This is a genomic window from Rathayibacter sp. AC451 (genome assembly GCF_979253095.1).
The window spans coordinates 663,302-686,743 of the sequence record NZ_CEEDBD010000001.1 but is presented as its reverse complement, the minus strand read 5'-3'; the positions used below and the strand labels follow the sequence as shown (position 1 = coordinate 686,743).

Genomic DNA, 23,442 nt, shown 5'->3' with positions numbered 1-23,442 from the left:
CCTTCTTCTTCAGCAGGAGGCGCCGATGCTCGATCTGGACGAGGACGCGTTCGAGAGCCTCGTGGTCGCCGAGCTCGACGCCCTGCCGGACGACATGGTCGACGGACTCGAGAACGTGGTGTTCGTGGTGGAGGACCGCCCCGAGGACGGGTCCCTCGATCTCCTCGGCGTCTACGACGGAGTCGCCCTCACCGAGCGCGAGCGCTACGGCTTCGGCGAGATGCCGGACCGCATCGTGCTGTTCCGCGAGCCGCACCTCGCCGCGTGCGCGACCCTGGACGAGTTGCGCGACGAGATCCACGTGACGCTCGTCCACGAGATCGCGCACTTCTACGGCATCGACGACGACCGGCTGCACAAGCTCGGCTGGGCCTGACCGAGCGGGATCAGCCGCTGCTGTCCAGGATCAGGTCGGCACCCTCGTGCGGCCGCTCGCGCTCGCGGTAGCGCCGGAACTGCTCGTCCCACTCGTCCCAGTGCGCCTCGAAGAGCGCACCGTCGCGGCGGAGCGCACGGCGTCGCCGCTCGACGTCGTCCGTCTCGATCCAGAGGGTCAGGTCGGCGACGGCCCTGCTCGCCGTGGACGCGGTACCGCAGCCCTCCACGAGGAGGAGCCGCTCGCGCACCTGCACCGGCCCGCCGGACGTCCCGCTCGCCCAGTTCCAGGGCCGCCACCGCCCTCCTCCGTGGAGCGCGTGCGGGCGGACGAGCCGACGGGCGACGTCGTCGACGGCTCGCTCCAACCCGGACCATCCCGGGTAGAGGTCGTCCATCCGCACCAGCACCGCGTCGGGCGCTCCGGGCACCGCTCGCAGCTGCCCGAGCAGGTCCTGGGCGAAGGTCGACTTGCCCGAGCCGCTCGGGCCGTCGACGAGGACGGTCCTCGCGCGCCGGTCCACGAGACGCCGCGCGAGCGCCCGCGCGGTCCTCGTCGTCAGGCGCTCAGCCACGGAGCACGAAGCTCCAGGTGCCGGCGACCAGCGCCGCGGTCACGGCGAGGCCGGCGATCGCCACTCCGCCCAGGACCAGCAGCACGTCTCCGCCGCCGAAGCGGGACACCCGGGCCCAGGTCCTGGGCGTCTGCGCTCCGAAGCCCTTCGCCTCCATCGCCGTCGCGAGCCTGCTCCCCCCGCCGGATGGCGAGGACGAGCAGCGAGAACGTGCGACCGGCGAGACTGCGCAAGGCGTGGATCGGACCACGCCCGTCGGCCACTCCGCGCGCGCGACGCGCCATCGACAGCGTCCTCCAGTCCTCGACGAGGAGGCCGACGAGCCGCATGCCCGCCAGGCCCCCGAGCACAAAACGCGACGGGAGGCGGAGGATCTGCGCGAGACCGTCCGCGAGGTCGGTCGGGTCGGTGGTCGCGATGAGCACGACGCTGGGCAGACCGATCGCGAGCACGCGCAGGGTGATGGCCCCTCCGAGCGCCAGCGACCCCTCGGTGACGCTCACGAACAGGAACTCCGCTAGGACGGCTCCGCTGTCGCGACCGTAGAGGACGGTGGTCATGCCCGCGAGGGGCGCGGCGATCAGCACCGGCGCGGTGCGGCGGAGGAGATCGCCGAGGCGCAGCCCCGCGAAGGGCAGGACCAGCAGCTCGAGCGCCAGAGCGGTCGCGGCCGACACCGAGTCGAGGGTGAGGACGAGGACGACCGCGATCACGAGGCTCGCGAGCAGCTTCGCGACGGGATTCGCTCGAGCGATCCGCCCCCGGGCGGGGAGCGCCGTGAGGAGCGTCATCGCGGGACTCCTTCCTGAGCACCGAGCGGCACGACGGCGTCGGCCAGGGCGCTCACGAGGTGCTCGTCGTGGGTGACGGCGAGGATCGCGCGGCCCTCGGTGCGGAGCTCGGCCAGCAGGTCGATCACCACGTCCCAGGTGCGGCGGTCCTGGCCGAAGGTCGGCTCGTCGAGGACGACGACCGCGGGGCGGCGCACCAGGGCGGAGGCGACGGCGAGCCGGCGCTTCTCGCCCCCGGAGAGGGTGAAGGGGTTGGCATCGGCCAGGGTCGACAGCCCGAGCCGGTCGAGCATCGCGTCGGCCCGGGCGCGCTCTGACGCGTTCCGCGTGCCCAGGTGCAGCTCCTGCCGCACCCGCGCCGTCAGGAACTGGTGCTCGGGCTCCTGGAAGACCATCGCGACGCGGTCGGCGAGCTCGGCGGAGCGCCAGCGGTGCGGGTGCCGTGACGCTCCGGCACGCACCGCGTCCGAGGCGACGACCTCCCCGTCGGCGGGCGGCAGGAGCCCGGCGAGCGTGAGTGCGAGCGTCGACTTCCCCGCTCCGTTGGGGCCCAGCACGGCGGTGACCCGCCCCTCGGCGATCTCGAGATCGAGTCCGGAGGCGATCAGGGGCGGACGGCGCACGCCGAAGACCGGACGCGCCAGCGCGAGGGCGGAGGTGCGCAACGCGGCCGCGGTGGATCCCACCGGGCCGTCGCGGCGCGCCGGGACCTCCCCCGGCAGCCAGACCCCCGCCGTGACGAGCACCTCGCGCGCGTCGACGAGCACGGTCGCGGGGGCGCCGTCGGCGATCACGGTTCCGTCCGCACCCAGCACCACGACCCGGTCGACGAGGTCGATCCAGACGTCCACGCGGTGCTCGACGACGACGAGGGTCGCTCCCGAGCGCTCCGTGCTCCGCTCGACGGCGTCGCGCACCTCGCGGACGCCGACCGGATCGAGGTTGGCCGTCGGCTCGTCCAGCAGGAGGAGCCTCGGTCGCATGGCCAGCACGCCCGCGAGGGCGAGCCGCTGCTTCTGCCCGCCCGACAGAGCCGATGTCGAGCGGTCGAGCGGCACGTCGAGCCCGACGTCCTCGAGAGCCTGCCGGACGCGCTCCAGGATCTCGGCCGCGGGGACGCCGAGGTTCTCGCACGCGAAGCCGACGTCGTCGCCCACCCGCGCCAGCACGGCCTGGGTGTCCGGATCCTGCAGCACCAGACCCGCCATCCCGCGGCGCCGGAGGGGGACTCGCCGTCGAGGGTCAGCTCACCGGCCGACGCGCCGTCCTCCTCGCCGCCGAGGACTCCGGCGAGAGCGTGCAGCAGAGTGCTCTTGCCCGCACCGGAGGGGCCGAGGAGCAGCACGCGCTCCCCCGGCCCGATCTCGAGGTCGAGCCCGGACACGGCCGACCGCGAGCGCCCGGCGTGCCGCCAGCTCCAGCCGCGGGCCGAGACGGCGGCACCGCTCATCGAGCGCCCGCGCCGGCTGCGTCGATCACCCTGCCCTCGCGCCCCGAGGCGAAGCGGTCGAGGGCGCCGGAGGCGGCCAGTCCACGGACGGCGAGCCAGGGCAGGAGTCCCGCGAGGACGATGCCGGACACGATCGAGGAGACGATGTAGACGGTGGCGAAGAGTCCGTCCACACCCGCGTACCAGACGATCAGGTCGTTGATCGCGAGGGCGAGACCCGCACCGGCGCCGGCGAGCAGCGCCACGATCGGCCGACCGCTGCGGTACAGGAAGAGCGCGAAGATGAGCTCGGCGCCCAGTCCCTGGACCAGTCCGGACAGCAGGACCAGGTAGCCCCACTGGGTGCCGATCAGCGCGGAGACGACCGCGGCGACGAGCTCGGTGTAGAGCGCGGCACCGGGCTTGCGGATGATGAGGCCGCCCAGGACGCCGGCGAAGAGCCAGCCGCCGCCGAGGATCCCGCCGAGTCCGGGGAGGAACTCGAAGGCGAGGCCGAGGACGTTGGTCGCGAGGCCCCAGGCCCAGAAGACGATGCCGCTCGCGACGGCGACGACGCTCGCCACGACGATGTCGACGACGCGCCAGCGGAGATCGCGGCGCCGGGTGGTGGGAAGGGTGGAGTTCTGCACTGACGTGCCCTTTCGTGGAAGCGAATGGAGGGCACGGGTAGGAAGAGGAGATCGAAACGTTCCTTCGCTGGCATGACCCAGATCAGGTTCGACGGTCGAAGGCTGCGTGCCTTCCTCTCAGTCCGGTGCACCGGACTCCCGTGTTCGTCAGCAATCATAGACAGCATGTCGTGGTCGGTGGTCGTCGTTCTCGCCGTCGTGCTGCTGGTCCTGCTCCACGCGCTCCTGTGGCAGAGGCGTCGGCGCATCCGTCGTGAGCTGCTGGGCTCCGGGACGCGCGTGCAGGGTCGGGTGCTCCCGAACGACGCATCGATGCCGGGCGCACGCGGCAGCCATGCCGGGCGGCTGCTCGTCTCGTACCACCTCGAGAACGGCGAGGAGCGACGCGCCCTGAAGATCCCCCAGCGTCGGGGAGACGCCTGGATGGCCGGTGAGCCGGTCGCCGTCGTCTACGATCCGCGACACCCGGGCGACGCCGAGCGACTGATCGTCGGATTCGGCCGCACGCAGAAGAAGTGGTTCACCGCTCGCCCTCAGCGCCTGCGCTGAGGACCACGACGCCGCTCAGCGCCTGCGCTGAGGACGGCGCGGCCGCCTACTTCTTGAGGGCGCGGACGAGACGGGCGAGAGCCTTGCCGGTGACCCAGACGAAGGGGATGCCCACGGCCAGGACCGACACGATGTTGGGCTGGAAGCGCAGTCCGAGGTCGTCCTTGATGTAGGCCCCGATCGGGACGACGGCACCGCCGCCACCGCCGCCGCCGCCCTCCTGGCCCTCCTCGGAGCCGCTGCCGCCGCCGAATCCGAACCAGCGGAGTGCGACGGGCACCATCGTGGCGCCGTCGACGTCCACGGGCTCCCCGTAGATCGTCGCGGCTCCCGCGGAGGTGACTTTGTCGGCCAGGGACACGGCGATGTTGGGCATGCCCGAACGCTACTCCCGGGCTCGACGGGGGGACAACCGCCGCGCGGGCTCGCTCAGGACTCCCCCACCCCGGTCACCGGGGCAGCGGTCATACTCGACGGATGCCGCAGCGCCCCCGCCGACGTCACCCTCTCCGGGCGGCCGTCGTCGTGGGTAAGAGCGCCGTGCTCGCGGCGTTCCTCGCCGTCCATCGGCTGCTGCCGGAGTCGGCGGGCTGGCTCTCCGTGCTCGAGACCGCGATCCCGTGGACCGGCCTCGTCGTCCTCCTGCTGATCACCGCGGCCGTCGGCCTGCGCTCGCGCGCCGCGGGGGCCGCTGCCACTGTGCTCGCGACCGTCTACGGCGTGCTCGTGCTGCCGGTGGCCGTGCCCGGCCCCTCGTGCGCTCGGGTTCCTTCACCGTCGTCAGCCAGAACATCGCCGCGAGCGCGGACGCGGGTGCCCTGGCCCTCGAGCTCGCCTCGCGGGAGCCCGACGTGATCGCTCTCCAGGAGCTCGACGGCGACGCGCGCGACGCGGTGGACGCGGAGCTGTCCGGGACCTACCCGCACTCCTTCGTCGTCGGCACCGTCGGCGTGTGGAGCCGGGAGGAGCTGTCGAACGCGGAGCCGCTCGACCTCGGGTTGGGCTGGGACCGCGCCCTCGCGGTCGACATCGGGACGACGGTCGGCTCGACCCGGCTCTTCGTCGTCCACCTGGCCTCGTTCCGCCTCGGCGACCACGAGGAGCGGGACGTGATGCTCGGCGGACTGGCGGACGTCCTCGCTCAGGACGAGTCGGAGCGCACCCTGGTGATCGGCGACTTCAACACGGCTCCCGACGACCACCTCCTCGCCCCGGTCCTCGAGCAGGCGGCACTCGTGCGGACCTCGGGGATCGGCTTCCCCGCCACGTGGCCCGCGCTGCTCCCGCTCGTGAGCCTCGATCACGCTCTCGCCGACGGCGTCCCCGCCTCGACCGTGGAGGTGCTGCCGCCGAACGGGTCGGACCACCGGCCCGTCAGTCTGACGATCGGCTCCGCGTAGCGAGGGTGTCGCTGAGGTCGATCCCCTTCGCCGACTCCGGTGCCGAGCGGGACAGCAGCGATGCGGGACGCACGGCGCCCGACCCGAACCGCGCCGCGACTCCGTCGACCGCGAGCTCGGCGTCGCGCCAGTCGTCGGAGTCGTTCCAGAGCGAGAAGGCGACCTCGTCGCCGTCGACGAGCTGCTCGCCGCGCACGCCGATCAGGCGGACCGGTCGGCGCAGGGGGTTCGCCGCCTCGAGCAGTGCGGACGAGGCCTCGTAGAGCACCCGCGCCACGTCGGTGGCCTCGGGCAGCGTGCGGGACCGGGTGAGCGTGCTGAAGTCGCCGAAGCGGACCTTGACGGCGACCGTGCGGCACCGCACGCCCGAGCGGCGCAGGCGCACCGCCACCTTGTCGCACAGTCGCAGCAGCTCCCGACGCACCAGTTCGGGATCGGCGACGTCGTCGGCGAAGGTGATCTCGTGACCCGCGCTCTTCTCGACCTGGCGGGTGTCGACCGGCCGCGGGTCGACTCCGTTCGAGAGAGCGTGCAGCCGACGCCCGGTCGCGTCGCCGAGCGAGCCGATCAGCACGGGCAGCGGGGTCGAGGCGACGTCGGCGACCGTCCGCAGTCCGCGCTTGAGCAGCGCCTCCTCGGTGCTCGCTCCGACGCCCCAGAGCGCGCTCACGGGGAGCGGGTCGAGGAACTCGCGCACGCCGTCGGAGGGGACGACCAGGAGGCCGTCGGGCTTGGAGCGGCCGGAGGCGAGCTTGGCGACGAACTTGGTGCTCGCGATGCCGACGGAGCAGGTCAACCCGAGCTCGGAGTGCACCCGCTCGCGGATCGCGGTGCCGATCGCGAAGGGCGAGCCGGAGATCCGGCGGGCACCGGCCACGTCGAGGAAGGCCTCGTCGATGCTCAGGCGCTCGACCAGCGGGGTGAAGGAGTCGAAGATCGCCATCACGCGACGCGACGCCTCGCGGTAGCGGTCCATGTGCGGTTCGAGGACCACCGCGTGCGGGCACTTGCGGAGGGCGACGGCCATCGGCATCGCGGAGTTCACCCCGAACCGACGCGCCTCGTAGGTCGCCGCCGTCACGACGGACCGCGAGCCGATGTGCCCGACGATCACCGGGCGGCCGCGGAGATCGGGACGCTCGAGGAGCTCGACCGACGCGAAGAACGCATCCATGTCGATGTGCATGATGCTGGCGCCCGGGTCGTCGACGGGCTCGATCGTGACCTGCCGCCCGCTGCCGTCCTGTTTGCTCACGTACCGTCCTGCCCGCTGCGCCGTTCCCTCCTGCCATGCTCGCACGCACCCCCGACATCGTGGACCCGAGCGGTCGGCGACCGCTCCGAGGGAATGGCGCGGGGCCGCCGCCGGTTGTCCCGAGCACCGACGACGACGCTCCGGAGAAGACATGACGCACGAGCCCGCCTCCCCCACCGCCACCGAGATGAGCCGCTGGCTCGACCTCCAGCATCGCGCCCACGCCGCCTTCGAGAGCCGCCTGGCCGCCGTCGAGGACTGGTCCGCCCCGACTCCCGACACCGAGTGGGACACCCGCGCGCTGGTGCTGCACGTGGTCCGCGAGCAGCAGCGGGCGCACACGCTCCTGTCCGGCGGGGACGAGTCCCCGATCCGCCTGGAACCCGTCGCCAGCGATCTCCGCAGCGAGTGGACCCGCGTCACCGCCGACGCGCGCGCCTCCGCCGCGTCCGCCCACCCCGACGCGGTCCTGCGCCTCGGACGCGACTCCGTCACGGCGCTCGAGCTGGTCCGGGAGCAGGTCTCGGACGTCACGATCCACACGTGGGACCTGGCGCGCGCGACCGGGGCGGACGAGACCCTCGACGAGGAGCTCGTCGCGGCCGTCTGGGAGCTCTTCGCCCCGCAGGAGGACACCCTGCGGGCCAGTGGGCTGTTCGCCGCGCCGGTGCCCGTCGGCGAGGACGCGCCGCTGCAGCGCCGCCTGCTCGCGATCACCGGGCGCGACGACTGCCTCGCAGCCTGAACGCCGCTCCCATCCGCCGCGGGCAGGATGAGGGGACCACCGCTCGCGCGGACGAGGAGAGGGGCCCAGCGCCCCGACGAGGAGAGGAACGACCATGACACGCGTCGCCGTCATCGGAGCCCACGGCAAGGTCGGGCAGCAGATCCTGCACCTGCTGTACGACGCCGGGCACGAGTCCGTCGGAGTGATCCGCAATCCCGAGCACGCCGAGGACATCGTGCGCCTGGGCGGCGAGCCGCTCGTGCACGACCTCGAGAGCTCGACGCCGGAGGAGTTCGCCGCACTGCTCGAGGGCGTCGACGCCCTCGTCTTCTCGGCCGGCGCCGGCCCGGACTCGGGCATCGAGCGCAAGCGCACCGTCGACTTCGGCGCCTCGGTCCTCAGCCAGGAGGCCGCCGCCGCCGCCGGGATCCGCCGCTTCGTGCAGATCAGCGCGATCGGAGTGGACGAGCCGCTCGCGGACGACACCGAGGAGGTCTGGCGCGCCTACGTCGAGGCCAAGCGCGACGCCGACACCGCGCTGAAGGCCACCGACCTCGACTGGACGATCCTCCGGCCCGGCGGACTCACGACCGACGAGGGCACCGGCCGCATCGCGCTGGGCGAGGAGGTCGAGCGCGGCAGCATCCCCCGCGAGGACGTCGCCGCCGTCGTGGTCGCCGTCCTCGAGCAGCCGTCCTCGATCGGGCGGACCTGGGAGCTGGTCTCGGGCGACGTGCCCATCGAGGACGCCGTCGCGCAGACCGCCTGACCACTCCGGGCCGGCGTCCGCCCTCGGGGCGGCGCCGGCCCGTGCACCTAGAGTGGTGCGGGTGAGCAGCCACGCGCCCCGTCCCTGGATCCGGAGCTACGCACCCGGCGTGCCGACCGAGCTGGAGCCTCCCGAGGGCTCGCTCCTCGACATCGTCACGGAGTCGGCCGAGCGCTATCCCGAGAAGGTGGCCCTCGAGTTCTTCGGCCGGTCCACCAGCTACGCGCAGCTGGCCGACGACGTGGAGCGCGTCGCGGAGGGTCTGCGCCGGCTCGGCGTCCGCGAGGGCGATCCGGTCGCGCTCATCCTGCCCAACTGCCCTCAGCACGTGATCGCCTTCTACGCGGTCCTCCGGCTGGGGGCTGTCGTCGTGGAGCACAACCCGCTCTACACGCCGCGGGAGCTGCGCCACCAGTTCGAGGACCACGGAGCCCGCGTCGCCATCGCGTGGGACCGCGTGGCGCCCCTGGTGCAGGAGCTGCCCGCCGACCTCGGGGTCGAGACCGTGGTCGCGGTCGACCTCACGCGCGCCATGCCCGCTCCGATGCGCGCGGCTCTCCGCCTGCCGATCCGCAAGGCGCGGGAATCGCGGGCCGCGCTGACCGGACGCGTGCGCGGCGCCGTGGAGTGGGACTCCCTGCTCCGCCGCAGGATCGATCCCGCCCATCCCCGGCCCGCTGCCGACGACCTCGCGGTGATCCAGTACACGAGCGGCACCACCGGAACGCCCAAGGGTGCCGAGCTCACCCACCGCAACCTCACCGCCAACGCGGCGCAGTCGCGCGCATGGGTGCCGCAGGTGCGTCGGGGCGACTGCGTCGTCTACGCGGTCCTGCCCATGTTCCACGCCTACGGGCTCACCCTCTGCCTCACGTTCGCGATGAGCATGGGGGCGCGCCTCGTGCTGTTCCCCAAGTTCGACCCGGACCTCGTGCTGAAGGTCGTGCGGAAGCACCCGGCGACGTTCCTCCCCGCCGTTCCCCCGATCGCCGAGCGCCTGGCCGCCCGCGCCCGGGAGAAGGGCGTCTCGCTGCAGGGCATCGAGATCGCGATCTCGGGCGCGATGCCGCTCGACCCGTCGCTGGTCGCCCGCTTCGAGGAGCAGACCGGCGGCACGCTCGTCGAGGGGTACGGACTGTCTGAGACCTCTCCGGTGCTCATGGCCAATCCCGTCAGCACCTCGCGCCGTGCAGGCACCGTGGGTCTGCCGTTGCCCGGGACGGACGTCCGCATCGTCGATCCCGAGGATCCGACCGTCGACGTCGCCCCCGGGGAGCAGGGCGAGCTGATCGTGCGCGGACCGCAGGTGTTCCGCGGCTACCACCGCAAGCCCGAGGAGACCGCCGACGCGTTCACGAGCGAGGGCTGGTTCCGCACGGGCGACATCGCCACGATCGACGAGGACGGCTTCGTCAGCCTCGTCGACCGCATCAAGGAGCTGATCATCACCGGCGGCTTCAACGTCTCGCCGTCCGAGGTGGAGGAGGTGCTGCGCCGGCTCCCGTCCGTGCGCGACGCGGCCGTCGTGGGACTGCCCGACGCGCGCAGCGGCGAGATCGTCGCCGCGGCCGTCGTCCTCGAGCCCGGCGCGGACTTCGACGAGGCCCACGCCCGGGCCGTGGTCCGGGAGGCGCTGACTCCGTACAAGGTGCCGAAGCGGATCGTCGTCATCGACGAGCTGCCGACGAACATGATCGGCAAGGTGCTGCGCCGCGAGGTGAAGGCCCGCCTCGTCGACGAGAGCTGAACCTCCCGGCGGGACGGCGCGAGGCCCCCGGTTCCGCTCGCGCGGGCCGGGGGCCTCGTCGTTCGCCCTGGGGCGCGGCCGGGTCAGATGTCGAATCCGCCGAAGTCGCCGCCGCCGAAGTCGCCACCGCCCCCGAAATCGCCGCCGCCGCCGAAGTCCGCGCCGCCGAAGTCGCCACCGCCCCCGAAGTCCCCGCCGTAGTCGCCACCGCCGTCGGCTCCGGCTCCGGCGTCGCCGCCCTCGGCTCCAGCGTCGCCGCCCTCACCGCCGTCGCCGCCCTCACCACCCGCGTACTCGCCGCCGGCGTCCGGGAGGAACGCACCGGCGATCGCGGATCCGATCGCGAAGCCCGCGATGGTGCCGAGCATCGACGAGGCGAGGACCCCGCCGAAGCCCATGCCTCCGGCGCCCATCGCGCCGCCCTGACCGCCGGCGAAGCGGCGCTCCATGAAGCCGGGCTGGCGCAGCTCGCTCCGCGTGGCCGACTGTGCGAGGGCCTGGGGGTCGTCGCTGCGCGGCGCGTCGCCCACGGGAGCGCCCTCGCTGAGCTCGCGGAAGACCTGCTTGCGCTGCTCGGGGGTCAGCTGCTCGAAGGCCTCGCGGTGCACCTGTTCGAGCGCTTCGGGCGGGGCTGTGCGGAGCAGATAGCGGTAGCGCTCGATCGCGATGTCGTCCTCGCTGCGGGCAGGACGGCCGGGCGGGGTGCCGTACGCAGGCTGCCGCCCGTTGGCCGCGGCGCCGTAGCCGGAGTCGCGTCGCGCGTCCTCGGGGCGCTCCTCGCGCCCCAGCAGTCGGTCCAGGAATCCCATGATCTCCTCCTCGGCGCCGCCGGGAGGCGGTCGCACACCGCCACGGTAGGCCCCGCGCACCCACGTGTCCTGAGCATCCGCTCAGTGCACGCTCCACGCGGGGCCGCCGTCGGTCACTTCTTGGGGATGACGATCCACATGATGAGGTAAGCGATGATCTGCGGGCCGGGGAGCAGGCAGGAGAGCACGAAGAGGAGTCGGACGAGGAACGGGCTCCAGCCGAAGCGGTTCGCGAGTCCGACGCAGACGCCGGCGATGATCTTGCCCTGACGAGGGCGAACGAGAGTGGACATGACTCCACTCTGGCGCAGGGCCGCTGGGAGCGGCATCCGGGGAACCCCCGAGAGACGGGTGCGCCACCCCGAGATCAGCGGGGCGGGCGTCGATCCGGGGAGGTCGCCGCCGGGCTTCGGAGGAAGGCCGCCGCTCGGTCGGCATCGCCCTGGGGCCAGACCACGCGGAAGCGCTCGAAGACGACCCGGTCGAGGGGCGACTCCGGGTCCTCGCGGGCGAAGTACCGGCGGTGCCCCTGCAGCCACGACTCCCGGGAGCGGTCGCCCTCCCCCTCGGCCCAGGCGAACGCGTCGTCGACCGAGTCGAGCGGAGCGACCCGCACCTCGTCGCTGCGCAGCACGAGGCGGGGGACGCCCGCGCCGTCGCAGACGATCCAGTGGTCCCCCGCCGCGGGAACGGGCTCCTGGCCGACGAGCGACGCGGTGGCCGTCTTGACCCCGCGCCGGACCAGCTCGAGGAGTTCGTCCGCGAGCTGGACGGAGTCGCCGAACGACTCGACGGGAGGCAGGGGCGAGGGTCCGGAGCCGGGGTACTCGGACCACAGTCGCCGGGCCGCCTCGAGGTCGGGCTCGGGCAGCGGGGTCCGCTCGGGCTCGTCCGGCAGGACGGCGAGGAGGTTCGCACCGGCCAGGGCGGCCGGATCCTCAGGGTGGTTGTCGGGTGTCTCGACCTCGTCGAACGGCCAGCGGGTGAGGAGCCAGCGCCGCGTGAACGCGTCGAGCTCCTCCTCCACCCGGGAGCCGCGCAGCTCGGGCACGACCCACCAGGAGGCCGAGGCGGTCCGCCCCTGCCCGGGCACGATGCTCAGAGCGCCGATCGCGGTGCTCCAGGTCTCGTCGACCAGGAGGAAGGCGTGCACGCGTCCGTCCCGGGCAGCGGACTCGAGAGAGCGGAGCGCACGCACGTCGTCCTCGGGCTCGGCGGCCTCGGAGCCCTCGGGGAGGAGCGCCGCGAGCCACGCCCGCCGCTCCCCGATCACGCCGCGCAGCAGCTCGGCATCGCTGGACACCAGCGGGCGCAGGAAGCCTCCGCTCGGCAGATCGAGCCGCGCGGGAACGGAGGAGACCTCGGGCTCGTCGCTCATCGTCTCCTCCGCTCCCCGCGCGCCGGCTCAGCCGGCGGCGCGCTCCAGCACCAGCTCGCGCACGCGAGCGGCGTCGGCCTGGCCCTTCATGGCCTTCATCACGGCGCCGATCACGGCACCGGCAGCCTGCACCTTGCCGTCGCGGATCTTGGCGAGCACGTCGGGCTGCGAGGCCAGGGCCGTGTCGATCGCCGCGATGAGCGCTCCGTCGTCCGAGACGACGGCGAGCCCGCGGGCGTCGACGACCTCCTGGGGCGTGCCCTCGCCGGCGACGACGCCCTGCAGCACCTCGCGGGCGAGGCGATCGGTGAGCGTGCCGCTCTCGACGAGCCCGGCCAGCTCGGCCACCTGCGTCGGAGTGACGAGCGCGGACGGATCCTGGCCCGCCGCGTTGGCGAGCCGGGCGACCTCGCCGGTCCACCACTTGCGGGCGGCCTGCGGGGTCGCCCCGGCGGCGACCGTCTCGGTGATCTCGACGAGCAGACCGCTGTTCGCGACGTCCTGGAACTCGAGGTCGGTGAATCCCCAGTCGGCCTTGAGGCGGCGACGGCGGGCGGCCGGCTTCTCGGGGAGGGCGGCGCGCAGCTCCTCGATCAGCTCCGGTGACGGCACGACCGGCAGCAGGTCGGGCTCGGGGAAGTAGCGGTAGTCGTCCGCGTCGCTCTTGGGGCGGCCGGCCGAGGTGCGGCCGGTGTCCTCGTGCCAGTGGCGCGTCTCCTGCGTGATCATGCCGCCGGCGGCGAGGATCGCGGCCTGCCGCTGGATCTCGTAGCGGACCGCGCGCTCGACGGAGCGGAGGGAGTTGACGTTCTTCGTCTCGGTGCGGGTGCCGAGCTTCTCCTGGCCCCAGGGGCGGAGCGAGACGTTGGCGTCGCAGCGCAGGTTGCCGCGCTCCATCTTCGCGTCGGAGATCCCGAGGGCGAGGACGATGTCGCGGATGGTCGCCACGTAGGCCTTCGCGAACTCCGGCGCGTTCCGTCCCGCGCCGAAGATCGGCTTCGTGACGATCTCGACCAGGGGGACGCCCGCCCGGTTGTAATCGACGAGCGAGTACTCGGCGCCCTGGATGCGGCCGGTGGACCCGCCGACGTGCGTCAGCTTGCCGGCGTCCTCCTCCATGTGCGCGCGCTCGATCGGGATGTCGACGAGCGTGCCGTCGGCCAGCTCGACCTCGACCGAGCCCTCGAACGCGATCGGCTCGTCGAACTGCGAGATCTGGTAGTTCTTCGCGAGGTCCGGGTAGAAGTAGTTCTTCCGGGCGAAGCGGCTCGACGGCGCGATCGAGCAGCCGAGGGCGAGCCCCAGGCTGATCGAGTACCGGACGGCCTGCTCGTTGACGACCGGCAGCGAGCCCGGGAGCCCGAGGTCGACCGGGGTGACGTTCGTGTTCGGCTCGGAGCCGAACTCGTTCGGGGCGTCCGAGAACATCTTGGTCTTCGTGTTGAGCTCGATGTGCACCTCGAAGCCGAGGACCGGCTCGAAGCGCTCGAAGACCTCGTCGTAGTCCATGAGCTCGGGGACGGACGTGTGCGCGGAGGCCATCAGACGGCACCTTCCTCGGAGGCGAACTGCTCGGCGGGAGCGAGATCGGGGGCCTTCGCGAGGAGCGGGTGACCCCAGTGCTCCTCGAGCAGGGCCTCGAGCGCTCCGCCGACGGTGTAGAGACGGACGTCCTCGCGGGCGGGGGCGAGGAACTGGATGCCGACCGGCAGCCCGTCCTCGTCGGCGAGTCCCGCGGGGACGGAGATTCCGGGGATGCCGGCGAGGTTGGCGGGGATGGTCGCGATGTCGCCGCGGTACATCGCCAGCGGATCGTCGAGCTTCTCGCCGAGACGGTAGGCGGTGGTCGGGGCGGTCGGCGACGCGATGACGTCCACCGAGGCGAACGCCGCGTCGAAGTCGCGCTGGACGAGCGTGCGCACCTTCTGGGCGCTGCCGTAGTAGGCGTCGTAGTAGCCGGCCGAGAGCGCGTAGGTGCCGAGGATGATGCGGCGCTTGACCTCGGGCCCGAAGCCCTGCTCGCGGGTGGCCGCCATGACCTGCTCGACCGTGCCGCCGCCCTTCGGGGTGACCCGGAGGCCGAAGCGGACGGAGTCGAACTTCGCGAGGTTGCTGGACGCCTCCGCGGGCAGGATCAGGTAGTAGGCGGCGACCGCGTGCTCGATGCTCGGGGCGCTCACCTCGACGATCTCGGCTCCGGCCTTCTCGAGCACCGCGAGGGCCTCGTGGAAGCGCGCGAGGACACCCGGCTGGAAGCCCTCGCCGCCGTCGAGCTCTTTGAGGACGCCGATGCGCATCCCCGTCACGTCGGCGCGGCGCACCGCGTCCGCGAAGGAGGGCCACGTGTCGCGGAGGGAGGTGGAGTCGCGCGGGTCGTGCCCGGCGATCACGTCGTGCAGCAGGGCGGAGTCCAGAACGGTCCGCGAGACGGGGCCGATCTGGTCGAGGCTCGAGGCGAGGGCGATCGCTCCGTAGCGCGAGACGCCGCCGTAGGTCGGCTTGACGCCGACGGTGCCGGTGACGTGCGCGGGCTGGCGGATCGAGCCGCCGGTGTCGGAGCCGAGGGCGAGCGGCGCCTCGTAGCTCGCGACGGCCGCGGCGGAGCCTCCGCCGGAGCCGCCGGGGATGCGATCGAGATCCCACGGGTTGTGCGTGGGTCCGTACGCGGAGCGCTCGGTGGTCGAGCCCATCGCGAACTCGTCCATGTTGGTCTTGCCGATCGGCACGAGCCCGGCGGCGCGGACCTTCGTCATGACGGTCGCGTCGTACGGCGGGCGCCAGCCCTCGAGGATCCGCGAGCCGCTGGTGGTCGGCATGTCGTTCGTGACGATGACGTCCTTGACGGCCAGCGGGATCCCTGCCAGCGGGTGGAGGGTCTCCCCCGCCGCGCGGCGGCGATCGATCCCGGCGGCGGTGCCGACCGCGGCCTCCTCGGCCACGTGCAGGAACGCGTGCACCGCGGAGTCGACCGACGCGATGCGGTCGAGGTGCGCGCGGGTCGCCTCCGTCGACGAGATCGACCCGTCGACGAGCCTCTCGGAGAGCGCGGAGGCGCTCAGGCGGATGATCTCCTCGCCGTGCGCGCTCACTGCTCCTCCCCCAGGATCGCGGACACCTGGAATCGGCTGCCGTCGTGCTCGGGGGCACCCGAGAGGGCCTGTTCGCGGGTGAGCGTCTCGCCGACCACGTCGGGGCGGAAGACGTTCTCGAGCGGGATGGGGTGGCTGGTCGCCGGGACGTCGGGGGTGGCGACGGCCTGGACCGCGGCCACGGAGTCGACGATCTGGCCGAGCTCCCGCGTCATGTTCTGGATCTCCTCGGGTGTGAGGTCGATCCTGGCCAGCTGGGCCAGATGGGCGACCGTCTCGGCCGTGATCTCGGACATTCGTCTCCATCGGTGGTTCGTGAGGATGCGGCGACCAGTCTACCGAGCGGCTCCCGGCCGCCCGGCCAGGGCGCACGGCCCCGACCACGCGGCCGCAGCAGCGATCGGGCCGTCCGCCCGGTGCTCAGGCGGTCTCGGCGGGGGGCTCCTCGGCGGCGGGCGCCGACCCTCCGGCGGCGGGCTCCCGAGCGGCGGCGTCCTCGGCGGCCAGGTCCTCGGCGACCGCCCCCTCGGGCTCCTCCGCCTCGGGGAGGGCGATCGCGGCGGGCCCCTCGGTCACGAGCAGGTGGAACTGCGCCGCGTCGATGATCCGCACGCCGAGCTGCTCCGCCTTGCCGAGCTTGCTCCCGGCTCCCGGGCCGGCCGCGACGTAGTCGGTCTTCTTGGACACGCTCGAGCCGGCCTTGCCGCCCGCCTGCATGATCGCCTCCAGAGCGCCCTCGCGCGAGTAGCCCTCGAGGGATCCGGTCGCGACGACGGTGAGCCCGGCGAGGACGCCGCCCGCCGCCTCCGCTGCTCCCGGACCGGGGTGGCCCGGGGTCGAGAAGCGCACTCCCGCGGCCGCCCAGCGGTCGACGATCTCGCGGTGCCAGTCGACGTCGAACCAGTCGAGGAGGGCGTCGGCGATGATGCCGCCGACCCCGTCGACGGCGGCGAGCTCGTCGCGGCTCGCCCCCCGGATCGCGTCGAGTGAGCCGAAGTAGCCCGCGAGCGCCCGCGCGGCCACGGGTCCGACGTGCCGGATGCTCAGCGAGACGAGCAGGCGCCACAGCTCCTTGGTCTTCGCCCTGTCGATGTTCTCGATCAGGCGCGTCGCGTTCGTGGACGGGACCGAGGTCTCGTCGCCGGCGAAGACGGACGCCGCCGGATCGAACGGCCCGTCCTTCGCGACCTGGCGCTTGCGCTGGAAGGGCCGGACGACCTTGGGCCGCCCGGCGGCGTCGAGCTTCTCGAGACCGGTCTCGGAGTCGCGGACGACGACCTCGATCGGGAAGAGGTCCGCGAGGGTGAGCTCGAACAGGCCCGCCTCGGTGCGCAGCGGAGGCTCCGCCGGGACGAGCGGCTGCGTCAGCGCGGCGGCGCTCACCTCGCCGAGCGCCTCGATGTCGAGGGCCCCGCGGCCGCCGATGTGCTCGACGCGCCCGCGCACCTGGGCGGGGCAGGACTCGGCGTTCGGGCAGCGCAGGTCGACGTCGCCCTCCTTGGAGGGGGCGAGGGTCGTGCCGCACTCCGGGCAGGCCGTCGGCATCACGAACTCGCGCTCGGAGCCGTCGCGCAGCTCGACGACCGGCCCGAGCACCTCGGGGATCACGTCACCGGCCTTGCGCAGCACTACGGTGTCGCCGATCAGCACGCCCTTGACCTTCACGACGTCGGCGTTGTGCAGCGTGGCCTGGCGCACCTCGGAGCCCGCCACCTTGACCTTCTGCATCACGGCGAAGGGAGTGGCGCGACCCGTGCGGCCGACGCTCACCACGATGTCGAGCAGCTTGGTGTGCACCTCCTCGGGCGGGTACTTGTAGGCGATGGCCCAGCGCGGGGCACGACTGGTGGCGCCGAGCTCGTCGTGCAGGGCGAGCTCGTCGACCTTGACGACCACTCCGTCGATCTCGTGCTCGACCGAGTGCCGCTCGCGACCGTGCTTCTCGACGAAGGCGAGGACGTCGTCGACCGACTCGGAGACGCGGTTGTGCGCACTGACCGGGAGGCCCCACGAGGCGAGGAGTCCGTAGACCTCGGACTGGGCCGCCACCGGCGGATCGGGCCAGGCGCCGAGGCCGTGCACGTAGAGCGCGAGGGACTGCACCCGCGCCTCGCCGGCCCGCAGATCCAGGCCCGACTTCTTGTCGAGCTGCTGGCGCAGACCGCCGCTCGCCGCGTTGCGGGGGTTGGCGAAGGTCGGGAAGCGGCGCAGCGCGCTGTCGCGGGCCTTCTCCTCCTCGAACGGCTTGCGGGTCGCCTCCGGGCGCGCCGCCCAGCGGGCCCGCGACTCCTCGACGGCCTCCTCGCGCAGCCGCTCCTGCAGCGCGTTGAGCTCGGCGAAGGCCTTCACCGGGATGAAGACCTCGCCGCGCACCTCGACGAGGGCCGGATGGCCCTCCCCCGAGAGCTGCTCCGGGATGCCGGCCAGCCGCACCGCGTTCACGGTGACGTCCTCGCCGGTGCGGCCGTCGCCGCGGGTGGCGGCGGTGACGAGGCGCCCGTGCTCGTAGCGGAGCGAGATGGCGAGCCCGTCGATCTTCAGCTCGGTGAGCCACGAGATCGCGCGACCCGCGGACGCGACCGTCTTCTCGCACCACTCGCGCAGCTCGTCGGCCGAGAACACGTTGTCGAGCGACAGCATCCGCTCGGCGTGGTCGATCGGAGCGAGGCCCGCGGCCACGATCCCGCCGACGGTCACGGTCGGGGAGTCCTCGGTGGCGAGCTCGGGGTGCTCGGCCTCGAGCGCGGCCAGCTCGCGCACCAGGGCGTCGTACTCGGCGTCCGAGAGCACCGAGGCGTCGGCCGCGTAGTAGTTCTCGCTCGCGGTGCGGATCCGCTCGCGCAGCTCGTCGACCCGCTGACCGACGGGGACGTCGGCGGCCATCAGAGCGCGCCCACGAGGTCGGCGGCGACGGTGCGGTCGATCGTGCACTGGCCGAGGACGCGCGTGCCGAGGTAGACGACGGCGGTCTGCCCGGGAGCGACGCCGTCGAGCGGGGAGTCGGGGGTGATCACGAGCTCGACACTGCCATCGACCTCCGACACGACCGCGGTGGCCGGCACCGGATCGGCGTGCGCGCGGATCTGCACGTCGCAGCGGAACGGGGTGGCGGCGTCCTCGGGCGCTGCGCCGGCCCAGGTGAACCGGGAGCCGGCGATCCGCCCGATGCGCAGGGCCTCGCGCGGACCCACGACCACCTCGTTGGTCTTCGGCCGCACCTCGAGCACGAAGCGGGGTCGCCCGTCGGCGGCCGGCACTCCGAGGCGGAGTCCCCGGCGCTGGCCCACGGTGTACCCGTGCGCCCCCTCGTGCGCACCGACCACCGCTCCGTCGCGGTCGACGATCGGGCCCGACTCCGGTGCGACGCGCTCGGAGAGCCAGCCGCGGGTGTCGCCGTCGGGGATGAAGCAGATGTCGTAGCTGTCGGGCTTGTTCGCGACGCTCAACCCCCGAGCGGCGGCCTCGGCGCGGACGACCGCCTTCGACGGCGTCGTCCCGAGCGGGAACATCGAGTGGGCGAGCTGCTCGGCGGTCAGCACACCCAGCACGTAGGACTGGTCCTTCGCCTCGTCGCTGGCGCGGTGCAGCTCGCGGCCGCCGTCCGGCAGGGTGACGAGCGACGCGTAGTGGCCTGTGCAGACGGCGTCGAAGCCGAGGTCGAGCGCCTTCTCGAGCAGGGCGGCGAACTTGATCCGCTCGTTGCAGCGCATGCACGGGTTGGGCGTCCGGCCCGCGGAGTACTCGGCCACGAAGTCGTCGACGACGTCGAGCTTGAAGCGCTCCGAGAAGTCCCAGACGTAGTACGGGATGCCCAGGACGTTCGCGGCGCGCTGCGCGTCCATCGAGTCCTCGATCGTGCAGCAGCCGCGGCTGCCCGTCCGGAGCGTGCCCGGCATGCGGCTGAGCGCGAGGTGGACGCCGACCACGTCGTGCCCCGCCTCCACTGCCCGGGCCGCGGCCACCGCCGAGTCCACTCCACCACTCATCGCCGCGAGAACCTTCACCGTCCGAGTCTACGAGCGGGCGGGCGGCGCGCGCAGTCCGAGCACTCAGGACGCGGGCAGGACCGCCCGGTTCGAGAGACCGGCGCGGGCCGCCCGGGTGTAGGCCGCGGGAAGAGCCGCGAGCACCGCGTCGATGTCGGCGTCGGTCGTGGTGCGGCCGAGGGTCAGACGCAGGACGCCCCTGGCCTCGTCCTCGCTCCGGCCGAGGGCCATCACGACGTGGGAGGGCTCGGGGATCCCCGCGGTGCAGGCGGAGCCCGTCGACACGGAGACGCCGGCCATGTCGAGCAGGAGGAGGAGGGAGTCGCCCTGGGCGCCGGGGAACGCGAGGTGCGCGTTGTTCGCCACGCGGCGTCCGGAGTCGACGGCGGGACCGGTGAGGCTCGCCCCCGGCACCGCCGCGAGCACGCCCGCGACGAGTCGGTCGCGGAGGGCTGCCAGGCGCACCGACTCCGACGCGATCTCAGCCGACGCCTCCGCGGCCGCCGCGGCGAACGCGGCCGCTCCCGGCACGTCCTGGGTGCCGGAGCGGACGCCGCGCTGCTGGCCGCCGCCGTGCAGGATCGGGACGACCCGGGCGTCCCGGGCGAGCACGAGCGCCCCGGTCGCGACCGGCCCGCCGACCTTGTGCCCGGAGACGCTGACCGCCGCGAGCCCCGCTCCCCCTCCCGAGCCGGAGGCACGGCGCACAGCCCGGACATCGAGGGGCAGGTGGCCGAACGCGGCGACGGCGTCCAGATGCAGCGGCACGCCCGCCGACGCGCAGACGGCGGCGAGCTCGACGACCGGGGCGATGGTGCCGATCTCGTTGTTGACCCACAGCGCCGAGACCAGGGCGACGGAGGAGGGGTCGCGCGCGATCGCGGCCGCCAGCACCTCCGGCAGCAGCACCCCCTCGGCATCGAGCGGGAGCCACTCGACGTCCGCCCCCTCGTGACGGGCGAGCCACTCGACGCTGTCGATCGTGGCGTGGTGCTCGCCGGCCGGCACCAGGATGCGCCGCCTCGTCGCGTCCTCGCTCCGGCGCTGCCAGTAGAGGCCCTTGAGCGCGAGATTGATCGCCTCGGTGCCTCCCGCGGTCAGGATCACCTCGATCGGCTCGCAGCCCAGAGCGTCGGCGAGGACCTGGCGGGCGTCCTCGAGCCGGCGGCGCGCCTCCTGGCCGGCGCCGTGCACCGACGACGGGTTGCCGGAGTGCCGGGACGCCTCGACGAAGGCGGCGAGCGCCGCGGGCCGCAGCGGAGTCGTCGCGGCGTGGTCGAGGTAGATCACCGCTGTCCCCCGTCCGCGTGCGGCCGCGGAGGAGGTCTCCGGGCCTTCACTACTGTAAGTCGCATGACCTCTCACGACCCTCTGTCCCGGCTCGGCGTGAGGGTGGACGCGGAGGGCGGCGAGCTGCGCGTGTGGTCGGCGAACGCGAGCGCGATCGACCTCCTGCTCTACGACGAGAAGGACCCCGCCTGGGTCACCCGCACCGTGCCGCTCGCGCGCGGCGAGGACGACGTGTGGTCCGCCCGGTCCGCCCTGCTGAGCGTCGGCCGCCGGTACGCGATCCGGGTGGACGGTCCCGAGGGTCCGCGCCACCGCTTCGATCCGCGCACCGCCCTCCTCGAGCCGTACTCGAAGGGACTGCTCCGGGTCGCCGAGAACGAGTGGCGCTCGGTCGTCGTCGACGACTCCTTCGACTGGGGCTCCTCCGCGAAACCGCGCACTCCGCTGGACCGCACCGTGATCTACGAGGCGCACGTGAAGGGCCTCACGAAGCTCAACACCGCGCTGCCCGTCGAGCTCCGCGGCACCTACGCGGGGCTGGCGCACGAATCGACCGTGTCCTCGCTCCTGGAGCTCGGAGTGACCGCCGTCGAACTGCTGCCGGTGCACGCCTTCGTCTCGGAGCAGCGCCTGCTGCGTCAGGGCCTGACGAACTACTGGGGCTACAACACGCTGAACTTCTTCAGCCCGCACGCCGCCTACGCCTCCCCCTCCGCTCAGCGCGGCGGACCGACGGCCGTGCTCCGCGAGTTCAAGGGCATGGTGAAGCTGCTGCACGAGGCCGGGCTCGAGGTGATCCTCGACGTCGTCTACAACCACACGGCCGAGGAGGGTCCGAACGGCCCGCGCTCGAGTCTGCGCGGCATCGACGACGCGAGCTGGTACCGCCAGACCGACGAGGGCCACTACGTCGATGTCACCGGCTGCGGCAACACGATCGACTTCGGGCGGCCCGTCGCGCAGCGCATGGTGCTCGACTCCCTCCGGTACTGGTCCTCCGAGGTCGGCATCGACGGCTTCCGGCTCGACCTGGCCGCGACGCTCGGCCGCGACGAGAACGCTCACTTCCGCCCCGATCACCCGCTGCTCGTCGCCGCAGTCGAGGACCCGGAGCTCGCCGACGTCAAGATGATCTCCGAGCCGTGGGACGTGGGCATGGGCGGCTGGCAGACGGGGAACTTCCCGATCGGCTGGTCGGAGTGGAACGACCGCTACCGCGACCGGGTCCGCAACTTCTGGCTGTCGGACATCGACTACGCCCGCCGCGCCGGCACGGCCCCCGTCGGCATCGGCGGCTTCGCCACCCGACTGACCGGGTCCTCCAACACGTTCTCGACCGAGCGCGGACCGCTCGCCTCCGTCAATTTCGTCACCGCGCACGACGGTTTCACCCTCGCCGATCTGGTCTCGTACAACGTCAAGCACAACATCGGCAACGGCGAGTCGAATCGGGACGGTTCGGACAACAACCGCTCCTTCAACCACGGTTTCGAAGGGCCCACTCCCGACGAGGGTGTCACGCTCGCGCGCCGCAAGGCCATGCGCAATCTGCTGGGCACGCTCCTGCTCTCGGCCGGAGTGCCGATGATCACCGCGGGCGACGAGTTCGGCCGCAGTCAGCGCGGCAACAACAACGCCTACTGCCAGGACTCCGACCTCACCTGGCTCCGCTGGGACAGCCGCAGCGACTGGCAGCTCGACCTGCGCGAGCACACCCGCGCTCTGATCCGGCTCCGCCGCGAGCACCCGGCGCTGCGACCCTCCCGCTACGGCAGGGAGGGCGAGGTGACGCCGAGCGCGAGCACGATGCACTGGTTCGACGTGCACGGCCGGCGGATGTCCGAGCACGACTGGACCTCGGCCGAGAACCGGACGATGCAGTACCTCGCCACCTCCACCCCCGAGACCGAGGATCCGGACCGGGTGCTGCTCGTGGTGCACGGCGTCGAGCACGAGACGAGCGTCGTGCTCGCCGAGAGCGAGGGCGTGACCGGGTACACCCGCCTCTGGAACAGCGACGAGGCCGTGCCCCTCGAGCACGGCGAGACGTTCGAGCCCGGGCAGGTCATCCGCGTCGCGGGGACGTCGATGCAGCTGTTCGCGGCGCACGGAGCGATGACCGGGGAAGCCGGCTGATGGCGGCCAGGAGCGGCCCCGGCACGCCGGCGACCGTCGCGCTGACGACGGCCGGCATCCCGTTCACGCCGCGCGAGTACCGCCACGACCCGTCCACGACCAGCTACGGCACCGAGGCGGCCGAGGCGCTCGGCGTCGAGCCCGACCGCGTCTTCAAGACGCTGCTGGCCGATGTCGACGGCGAGCTCGTCGTCGGCGTCGTGCCGGTCACCGGATCGCTCGATCTCAAGGAGCTCGCGGCGGCGGTCGGCGGCAAGAAGGCCGCGATGGCCGACCCGGCTCTCGCGCAGCGCCGCACCGGCTACGTGCTCGGCGGCATCTCGCCGATCGGCCAGAAGACGCGCCACCGCACGGTGCTCGACGAGACAGCCGAGCTCTTCGACACGGTCCTCGTCTCGGGCGGGCGCCGTGGCTTCGACATCGAGCTCGCCCCGGCCGACCTGATCGCGGCGACCGGGGCGATCACGGCCGCCATCGGCCGCTGACG

Annotated in this window: 22 protein-coding genes, 2 pseudogenes and 1 riboswitch; of the genes and pseudogenes, 9 read left to right on the top strand and 15 right to left on the bottom strand. The window is 73.1% G+C overall.

Annotated elements, in window-relative coordinates; genetic code table 11:
• Positions 1-25 precede the first annotated feature (25 nt).
• A complete protein-coding gene (locus AC0CID_RS03225) occupies positions 26-376 on the top strand; it encodes a metallopeptidase family protein (protein WP_465225770.1) in 351 nt (116 codons plus the stop codon).
• Between the two features lie 10 nt (positions 377-386).
• Here AC0CID_RS03225 and AC0CID_RS03220 read toward each other — a convergent pair whose 3' ends face one another.
• From AC0CID_RS03220 to AC0CID_RS03205, 4 genes and pseudogenes are all read right to left on the bottom strand, one after another.
• Positions 387-950 (bottom strand): nucleoside/nucleotide kinase family protein, encoded by a 564-nt coding sequence (locus tag AC0CID_RS03220; protein WP_465225769.1) that lies wholly within the window; start codon positions 948-950, stop codon positions 387-389.
• A pseudogene (locus AC0CID_RS03215) lies at positions 943-1,741 on the bottom strand (energy-coupling factor transporter transmembrane component T family protein). The gene AC0CID_RS03220 and the pseudogene AC0CID_RS03215 overlap by 8 nt, the downstream one beginning before the upstream one ends.
• Positions 1,738-3,191, bottom strand: a pseudogene (locus AC0CID_RS03210) (ABC transporter ATP-binding protein). The pseudogenes AC0CID_RS03215 and AC0CID_RS03210 overlap by 4 nt, the downstream one beginning before the upstream one ends.
• A complete protein-coding gene (locus AC0CID_RS03205; protein ID WP_207405565.1) occupies positions 3,188-3,820 on the bottom strand; it encodes an ECF transporter S component in 633 nt (210 codons plus the stop codon). Before AC0CID_RS03205 ends, AC0CID_RS03210 begins: the two are co-directional and overlap by 4 nt.
• 42 nt (positions 3,821-3,862) lie before the next feature.
• Positions 3,863-3,971, bottom strand: a riboswitch (TPP riboswitch).
• A 14-nt stretch (positions 3,972-3,985) separates the two neighbouring features.
• Between AC0CID_RS03205 and AC0CID_RS03200 the strand changes: the two genes are divergently transcribed.
• Entirely contained in the window at positions 3,986-4,369 is a 384-nt protein-coding gene (locus AC0CID_RS03200) for a hypothetical protein (protein ID WP_465225768.1), read from the top strand.
• 46 nt (positions 4,370-4,415) lie between these two features.
• Here the strand turns inward: AC0CID_RS03200 and AC0CID_RS03195 are convergent, their stop codons facing one another.
• Positions 4,416-4,745, bottom strand: a complete 330-nt coding sequence (locus AC0CID_RS03195; RefSeq protein WP_207405561.1) for a hypothetical protein — start codon at positions 4,743-4,745, stop codon at positions 4,416-4,418.
• A gap of 101 nt (positions 4,746-4,846) precedes the next feature.
• On the opposite strand from AC0CID_RS03195, the gene AC0CID_RS03190 reads away from it, so the two are divergent.
• Positions 4,847-5,224 (top strand): hypothetical protein, encoded by a 378-nt coding sequence (locus AC0CID_RS03190; RefSeq protein ID WP_465225767.1) that lies wholly within the window; start codon positions 4,847-4,849, stop codon positions 5,222-5,224.
• Positions 5,221-5,769 (top strand): endonuclease/exonuclease/phosphatase family protein, encoded by a 549-nt coding sequence (locus tag AC0CID_RS03185; RefSeq protein WP_465225766.1) that lies wholly within the window; start codon positions 5,221-5,223, stop codon positions 5,767-5,769. The genes AC0CID_RS03190 and AC0CID_RS03185 overlap by 4 nt, the downstream gene beginning before the upstream one ends.
• Here the strand turns inward: AC0CID_RS03185 and dinB are convergent.
• Positions 5,744-7,024, bottom strand: coding sequence for a DNA polymerase IV (gene dinB, locus AC0CID_RS03180; RefSeq protein WP_465225765.1), 1,281 nt, complete (start codon positions 7,022-7,024; stop codon positions 5,744-5,746). The two genes, AC0CID_RS03185 and dinB, sit on opposite strands and share 26 nt — an antisense overlap.
• A 151-nt stretch (positions 7,025-7,175) precedes the next feature.
• Between dinB and AC0CID_RS03175 the strand changes: the two genes are divergently transcribed.
• The 3 genes from AC0CID_RS03175 (at position 7,176) to AC0CID_RS03165 (ending at position 10,267) form a co-directional block, all read left to right on the top strand.
• Positions 7,176-7,769 carry a TIGR03086 family metal-binding protein gene (locus AC0CID_RS03175; protein ID WP_465225764.1) on the top strand — a complete coding sequence of 198 codons (594 nt, stop codon included), beginning with the start codon at positions 7,176-7,178 and terminating at the stop codon, positions 7,767-7,769.
• Between the two features lie 94 nt (positions 7,770-7,863).
• Positions 7,864-8,520: an SDR family oxidoreductase gene (locus tag AC0CID_RS03170; protein ID WP_207405554.1), complete on the top strand. Its 657-nt coding sequence runs from the start codon at positions 7,864-7,866 to the stop codon at positions 8,518-8,520.
• 61 nt (positions 8,521-8,581) lie between these two features.
• On the top strand, positions 8,582-10,267 hold the full coding sequence (locus AC0CID_RS03165; RefSeq protein ID WP_465225763.1) for a long-chain-fatty-acid--CoA ligase: 1,686 nt from the start codon (positions 8,582-8,584) through the stop codon (positions 10,265-10,267).
• An 83-nt stretch (positions 10,268-10,350) separates the two neighbouring features.
• Here the strand turns inward: AC0CID_RS03165 and AC0CID_RS03160 are convergent, their stop codons facing one another.
• The 9 genes from AC0CID_RS03160 to AC0CID_RS03120 form a co-directional block, all read right to left on the bottom strand.
• Entirely contained in the window at positions 10,351-11,076 is a 726-nt protein-coding gene (locus tag AC0CID_RS03160) for a hypothetical protein (protein WP_465225762.1), read from the bottom strand.
• A gap of 113 nt (positions 11,077-11,189) precedes the next feature.
• Entirely contained in the window at positions 11,190-11,369 is a 180-nt protein-coding gene (locus tag AC0CID_RS03155; RefSeq protein WP_207405548.1) for a PspC domain-containing protein, read from the bottom strand.
• Between the two features lie 74 nt (positions 11,370-11,443).
• Positions 11,444-12,454 (bottom strand): ASCH domain-containing protein, encoded by a 1,011-nt coding sequence (locus tag AC0CID_RS03150; protein WP_465225761.1) that lies wholly within the window; start codon positions 12,452-12,454, stop codon positions 11,444-11,446.
• Between the two features lie 27 nt (positions 12,455-12,481).
• A complete protein-coding gene (gatB, locus tag AC0CID_RS03145) occupies positions 12,482-13,996 on the bottom strand; it encodes an Asp-tRNA(Asn)/Glu-tRNA(Gln) amidotransferase subunit GatB (protein ID WP_465225760.1) in 1,515 nt (504 codons plus the stop codon).
• Positions 13,996-15,543 (bottom strand): Asp-tRNA(Asn)/Glu-tRNA(Gln) amidotransferase subunit GatA, encoded by a 1,548-nt coding sequence (gatA, locus tag AC0CID_RS03140; protein WP_465225759.1) that lies wholly within the window; start codon positions 15,541-15,543, stop codon positions 13,996-13,998. The genes gatB and gatA overlap by 1 nt, the downstream gene beginning before the upstream one ends.
• Complete coding sequence (gene gatC, locus AC0CID_RS03135; protein ID WP_173892315.1) at positions 15,540-15,839, bottom strand: Asp-tRNA(Asn)/Glu-tRNA(Gln) amidotransferase subunit GatC; 300 nt, start codon at positions 15,837-15,839, stop codon at positions 15,540-15,542. The genes gatA and gatC overlap by 4 nt, the downstream gene beginning before the upstream one ends.
• 124 nt (positions 15,840-15,963) lie before the next feature.
• The gene (ligA, locus tag AC0CID_RS03130; RefSeq protein ID WP_465225758.1) at positions 15,964-18,426 is read right to left on the bottom strand and encodes an NAD-dependent DNA ligase LigA; all 2,463 of its coding nucleotides are present in this window, start codon (positions 18,424-18,426) and stop codon (positions 15,964-15,966) included.
• Positions 18,426-19,547, bottom strand: a complete 1,122-nt coding sequence (gene mnmA / locus AC0CID_RS03125) for a tRNA 2-thiouridine(34) synthase MnmA (RefSeq protein WP_465225757.1) — start codon at positions 19,545-19,547, stop codon at positions 18,426-18,428. Before mnmA ends, ligA begins: the two co-directional genes overlap by 1 nt.
• Before the next feature lie 45 nt (positions 19,548-19,592).
• Positions 19,593-20,819, bottom strand: a complete 1,227-nt coding sequence (locus AC0CID_RS03120; RefSeq protein WP_465225756.1) for a cysteine desulfurase family protein — start codon at positions 20,817-20,819, stop codon at positions 19,593-19,595.
• A gap of 63 nt (positions 20,820-20,882) precedes the next feature.
• Here AC0CID_RS03120 and glgX point away from each other — a divergent pair, with 63 nt between their 5' ends.
• Together glgX and ybaK are read left to right on the top strand one after the other, a co-directional pair.
• A complete protein-coding gene (glgX, locus tag AC0CID_RS03115) occupies positions 20,883-22,955 on the top strand; it encodes a glycogen debranching protein GlgX (RefSeq protein ID WP_465225755.1) in 2,073 nt (690 codons plus the stop codon).
• Positions 22,955-23,440, top strand: a complete 486-nt coding sequence (ybaK, locus tag AC0CID_RS03110) for a Cys-tRNA(Pro) deacylase (protein ID WP_207405534.1) — start codon at positions 22,955-22,957, stop codon at positions 23,438-23,440. The genes glgX and ybaK overlap by 1 nt, the downstream gene beginning before the upstream one ends.
• Positions 23,441-23,442 lie beyond the last annotated feature (2 nt).

Bases quoted from the DNA above. Each gene is read 5' to 3' on its own strand.
- AC0CID_RS03225 (WP_465225770.1), top strand. From the start codon at position 26: ATGCTCGATCTGGACGAGGACGCGTTCGAGAGCCTCGTGGTCGCCGAG.
- AC0CID_RS03200 (WP_465225768.1), top strand. From the start codon at position 3,986: ATGTCGTGGTCGGTGGTCGTCGTTCTCGCCGTCGTGCTGCTGGTCCTG.
- AC0CID_RS03195 (WP_207405561.1), bottom strand. From the start codon at position 4,745: ATGCCCAACATCGCCGTGTCCCTGGCCGACAAAGTCACCTCCGCGGGA.
- AC0CID_RS03190 (WP_465225767.1), top strand. From the start codon at position 4,847: ATGCCGCAGCGCCCCCGCCGACGTCACCCTCTCCGGGCGGCCGTCGTC.
- AC0CID_RS03175 (WP_465225764.1), top strand. From the start codon at position 7,176: ATGACGCACGAGCCCGCCTCCCCCACCGCCACCGAGATGAGCCGCTGG.
- AC0CID_RS03170 (WP_207405554.1), top strand. From the start codon at position 7,864: ATGACACGCGTCGCCGTCATCGGAGCCCACGGCAAGGTCGGGCAGCAG.
- AC0CID_RS03160 (WP_465225762.1), bottom strand. From the start codon at position 11,076: ATGGGATTCCTGGACCGACTGCTGGGGCGCGAGGAGCGCCCCGAGGAC.
- AC0CID_RS03155 (WP_207405548.1), bottom strand. From the start codon at position 11,369: ATGTCCACTCTCGTTCGCCCTCGTCAGGGCAAGATCATCGCCGGCGTC.
- AC0CID_RS03150 (WP_465225761.1), bottom strand. From the start codon at position 12,454: ATGAGCGACGAGCCCGAGGTCTCCTCCGTTCCCGCGCGGCTCGATCTG.
- gatB (WP_465225760.1), bottom strand. From the start codon at position 13,996: ATGGCCTCCGCGCACACGTCCGTCCCCGAGCTCATGGACTACGACGAG.
- gatC (WP_173892315.1), bottom strand. From the start codon at position 15,839: ATGTCCGAGATCACGGCCGAGACGGTCGCCCATCTGGCCCAGCTGGCC.
- ligA (WP_465225758.1), bottom strand. From the start codon at position 18,426: ATGGCCGCCGACGTCCCCGTCGGTCAGCGGGTCGACGAGCTGCGCGAG.
- glgX (WP_465225755.1), top strand. From the start codon at position 20,883: ATGACCTCTCACGACCCTCTGTCCCGGCTCGGCGTGAGGGTGGACGCG.
- ybaK (WP_207405534.1), top strand. From the start codon at position 22,955: ATGGCGGCCAGGAGCGGCCCCGGCACGCCGGCGACCGTCGCGCTGACG.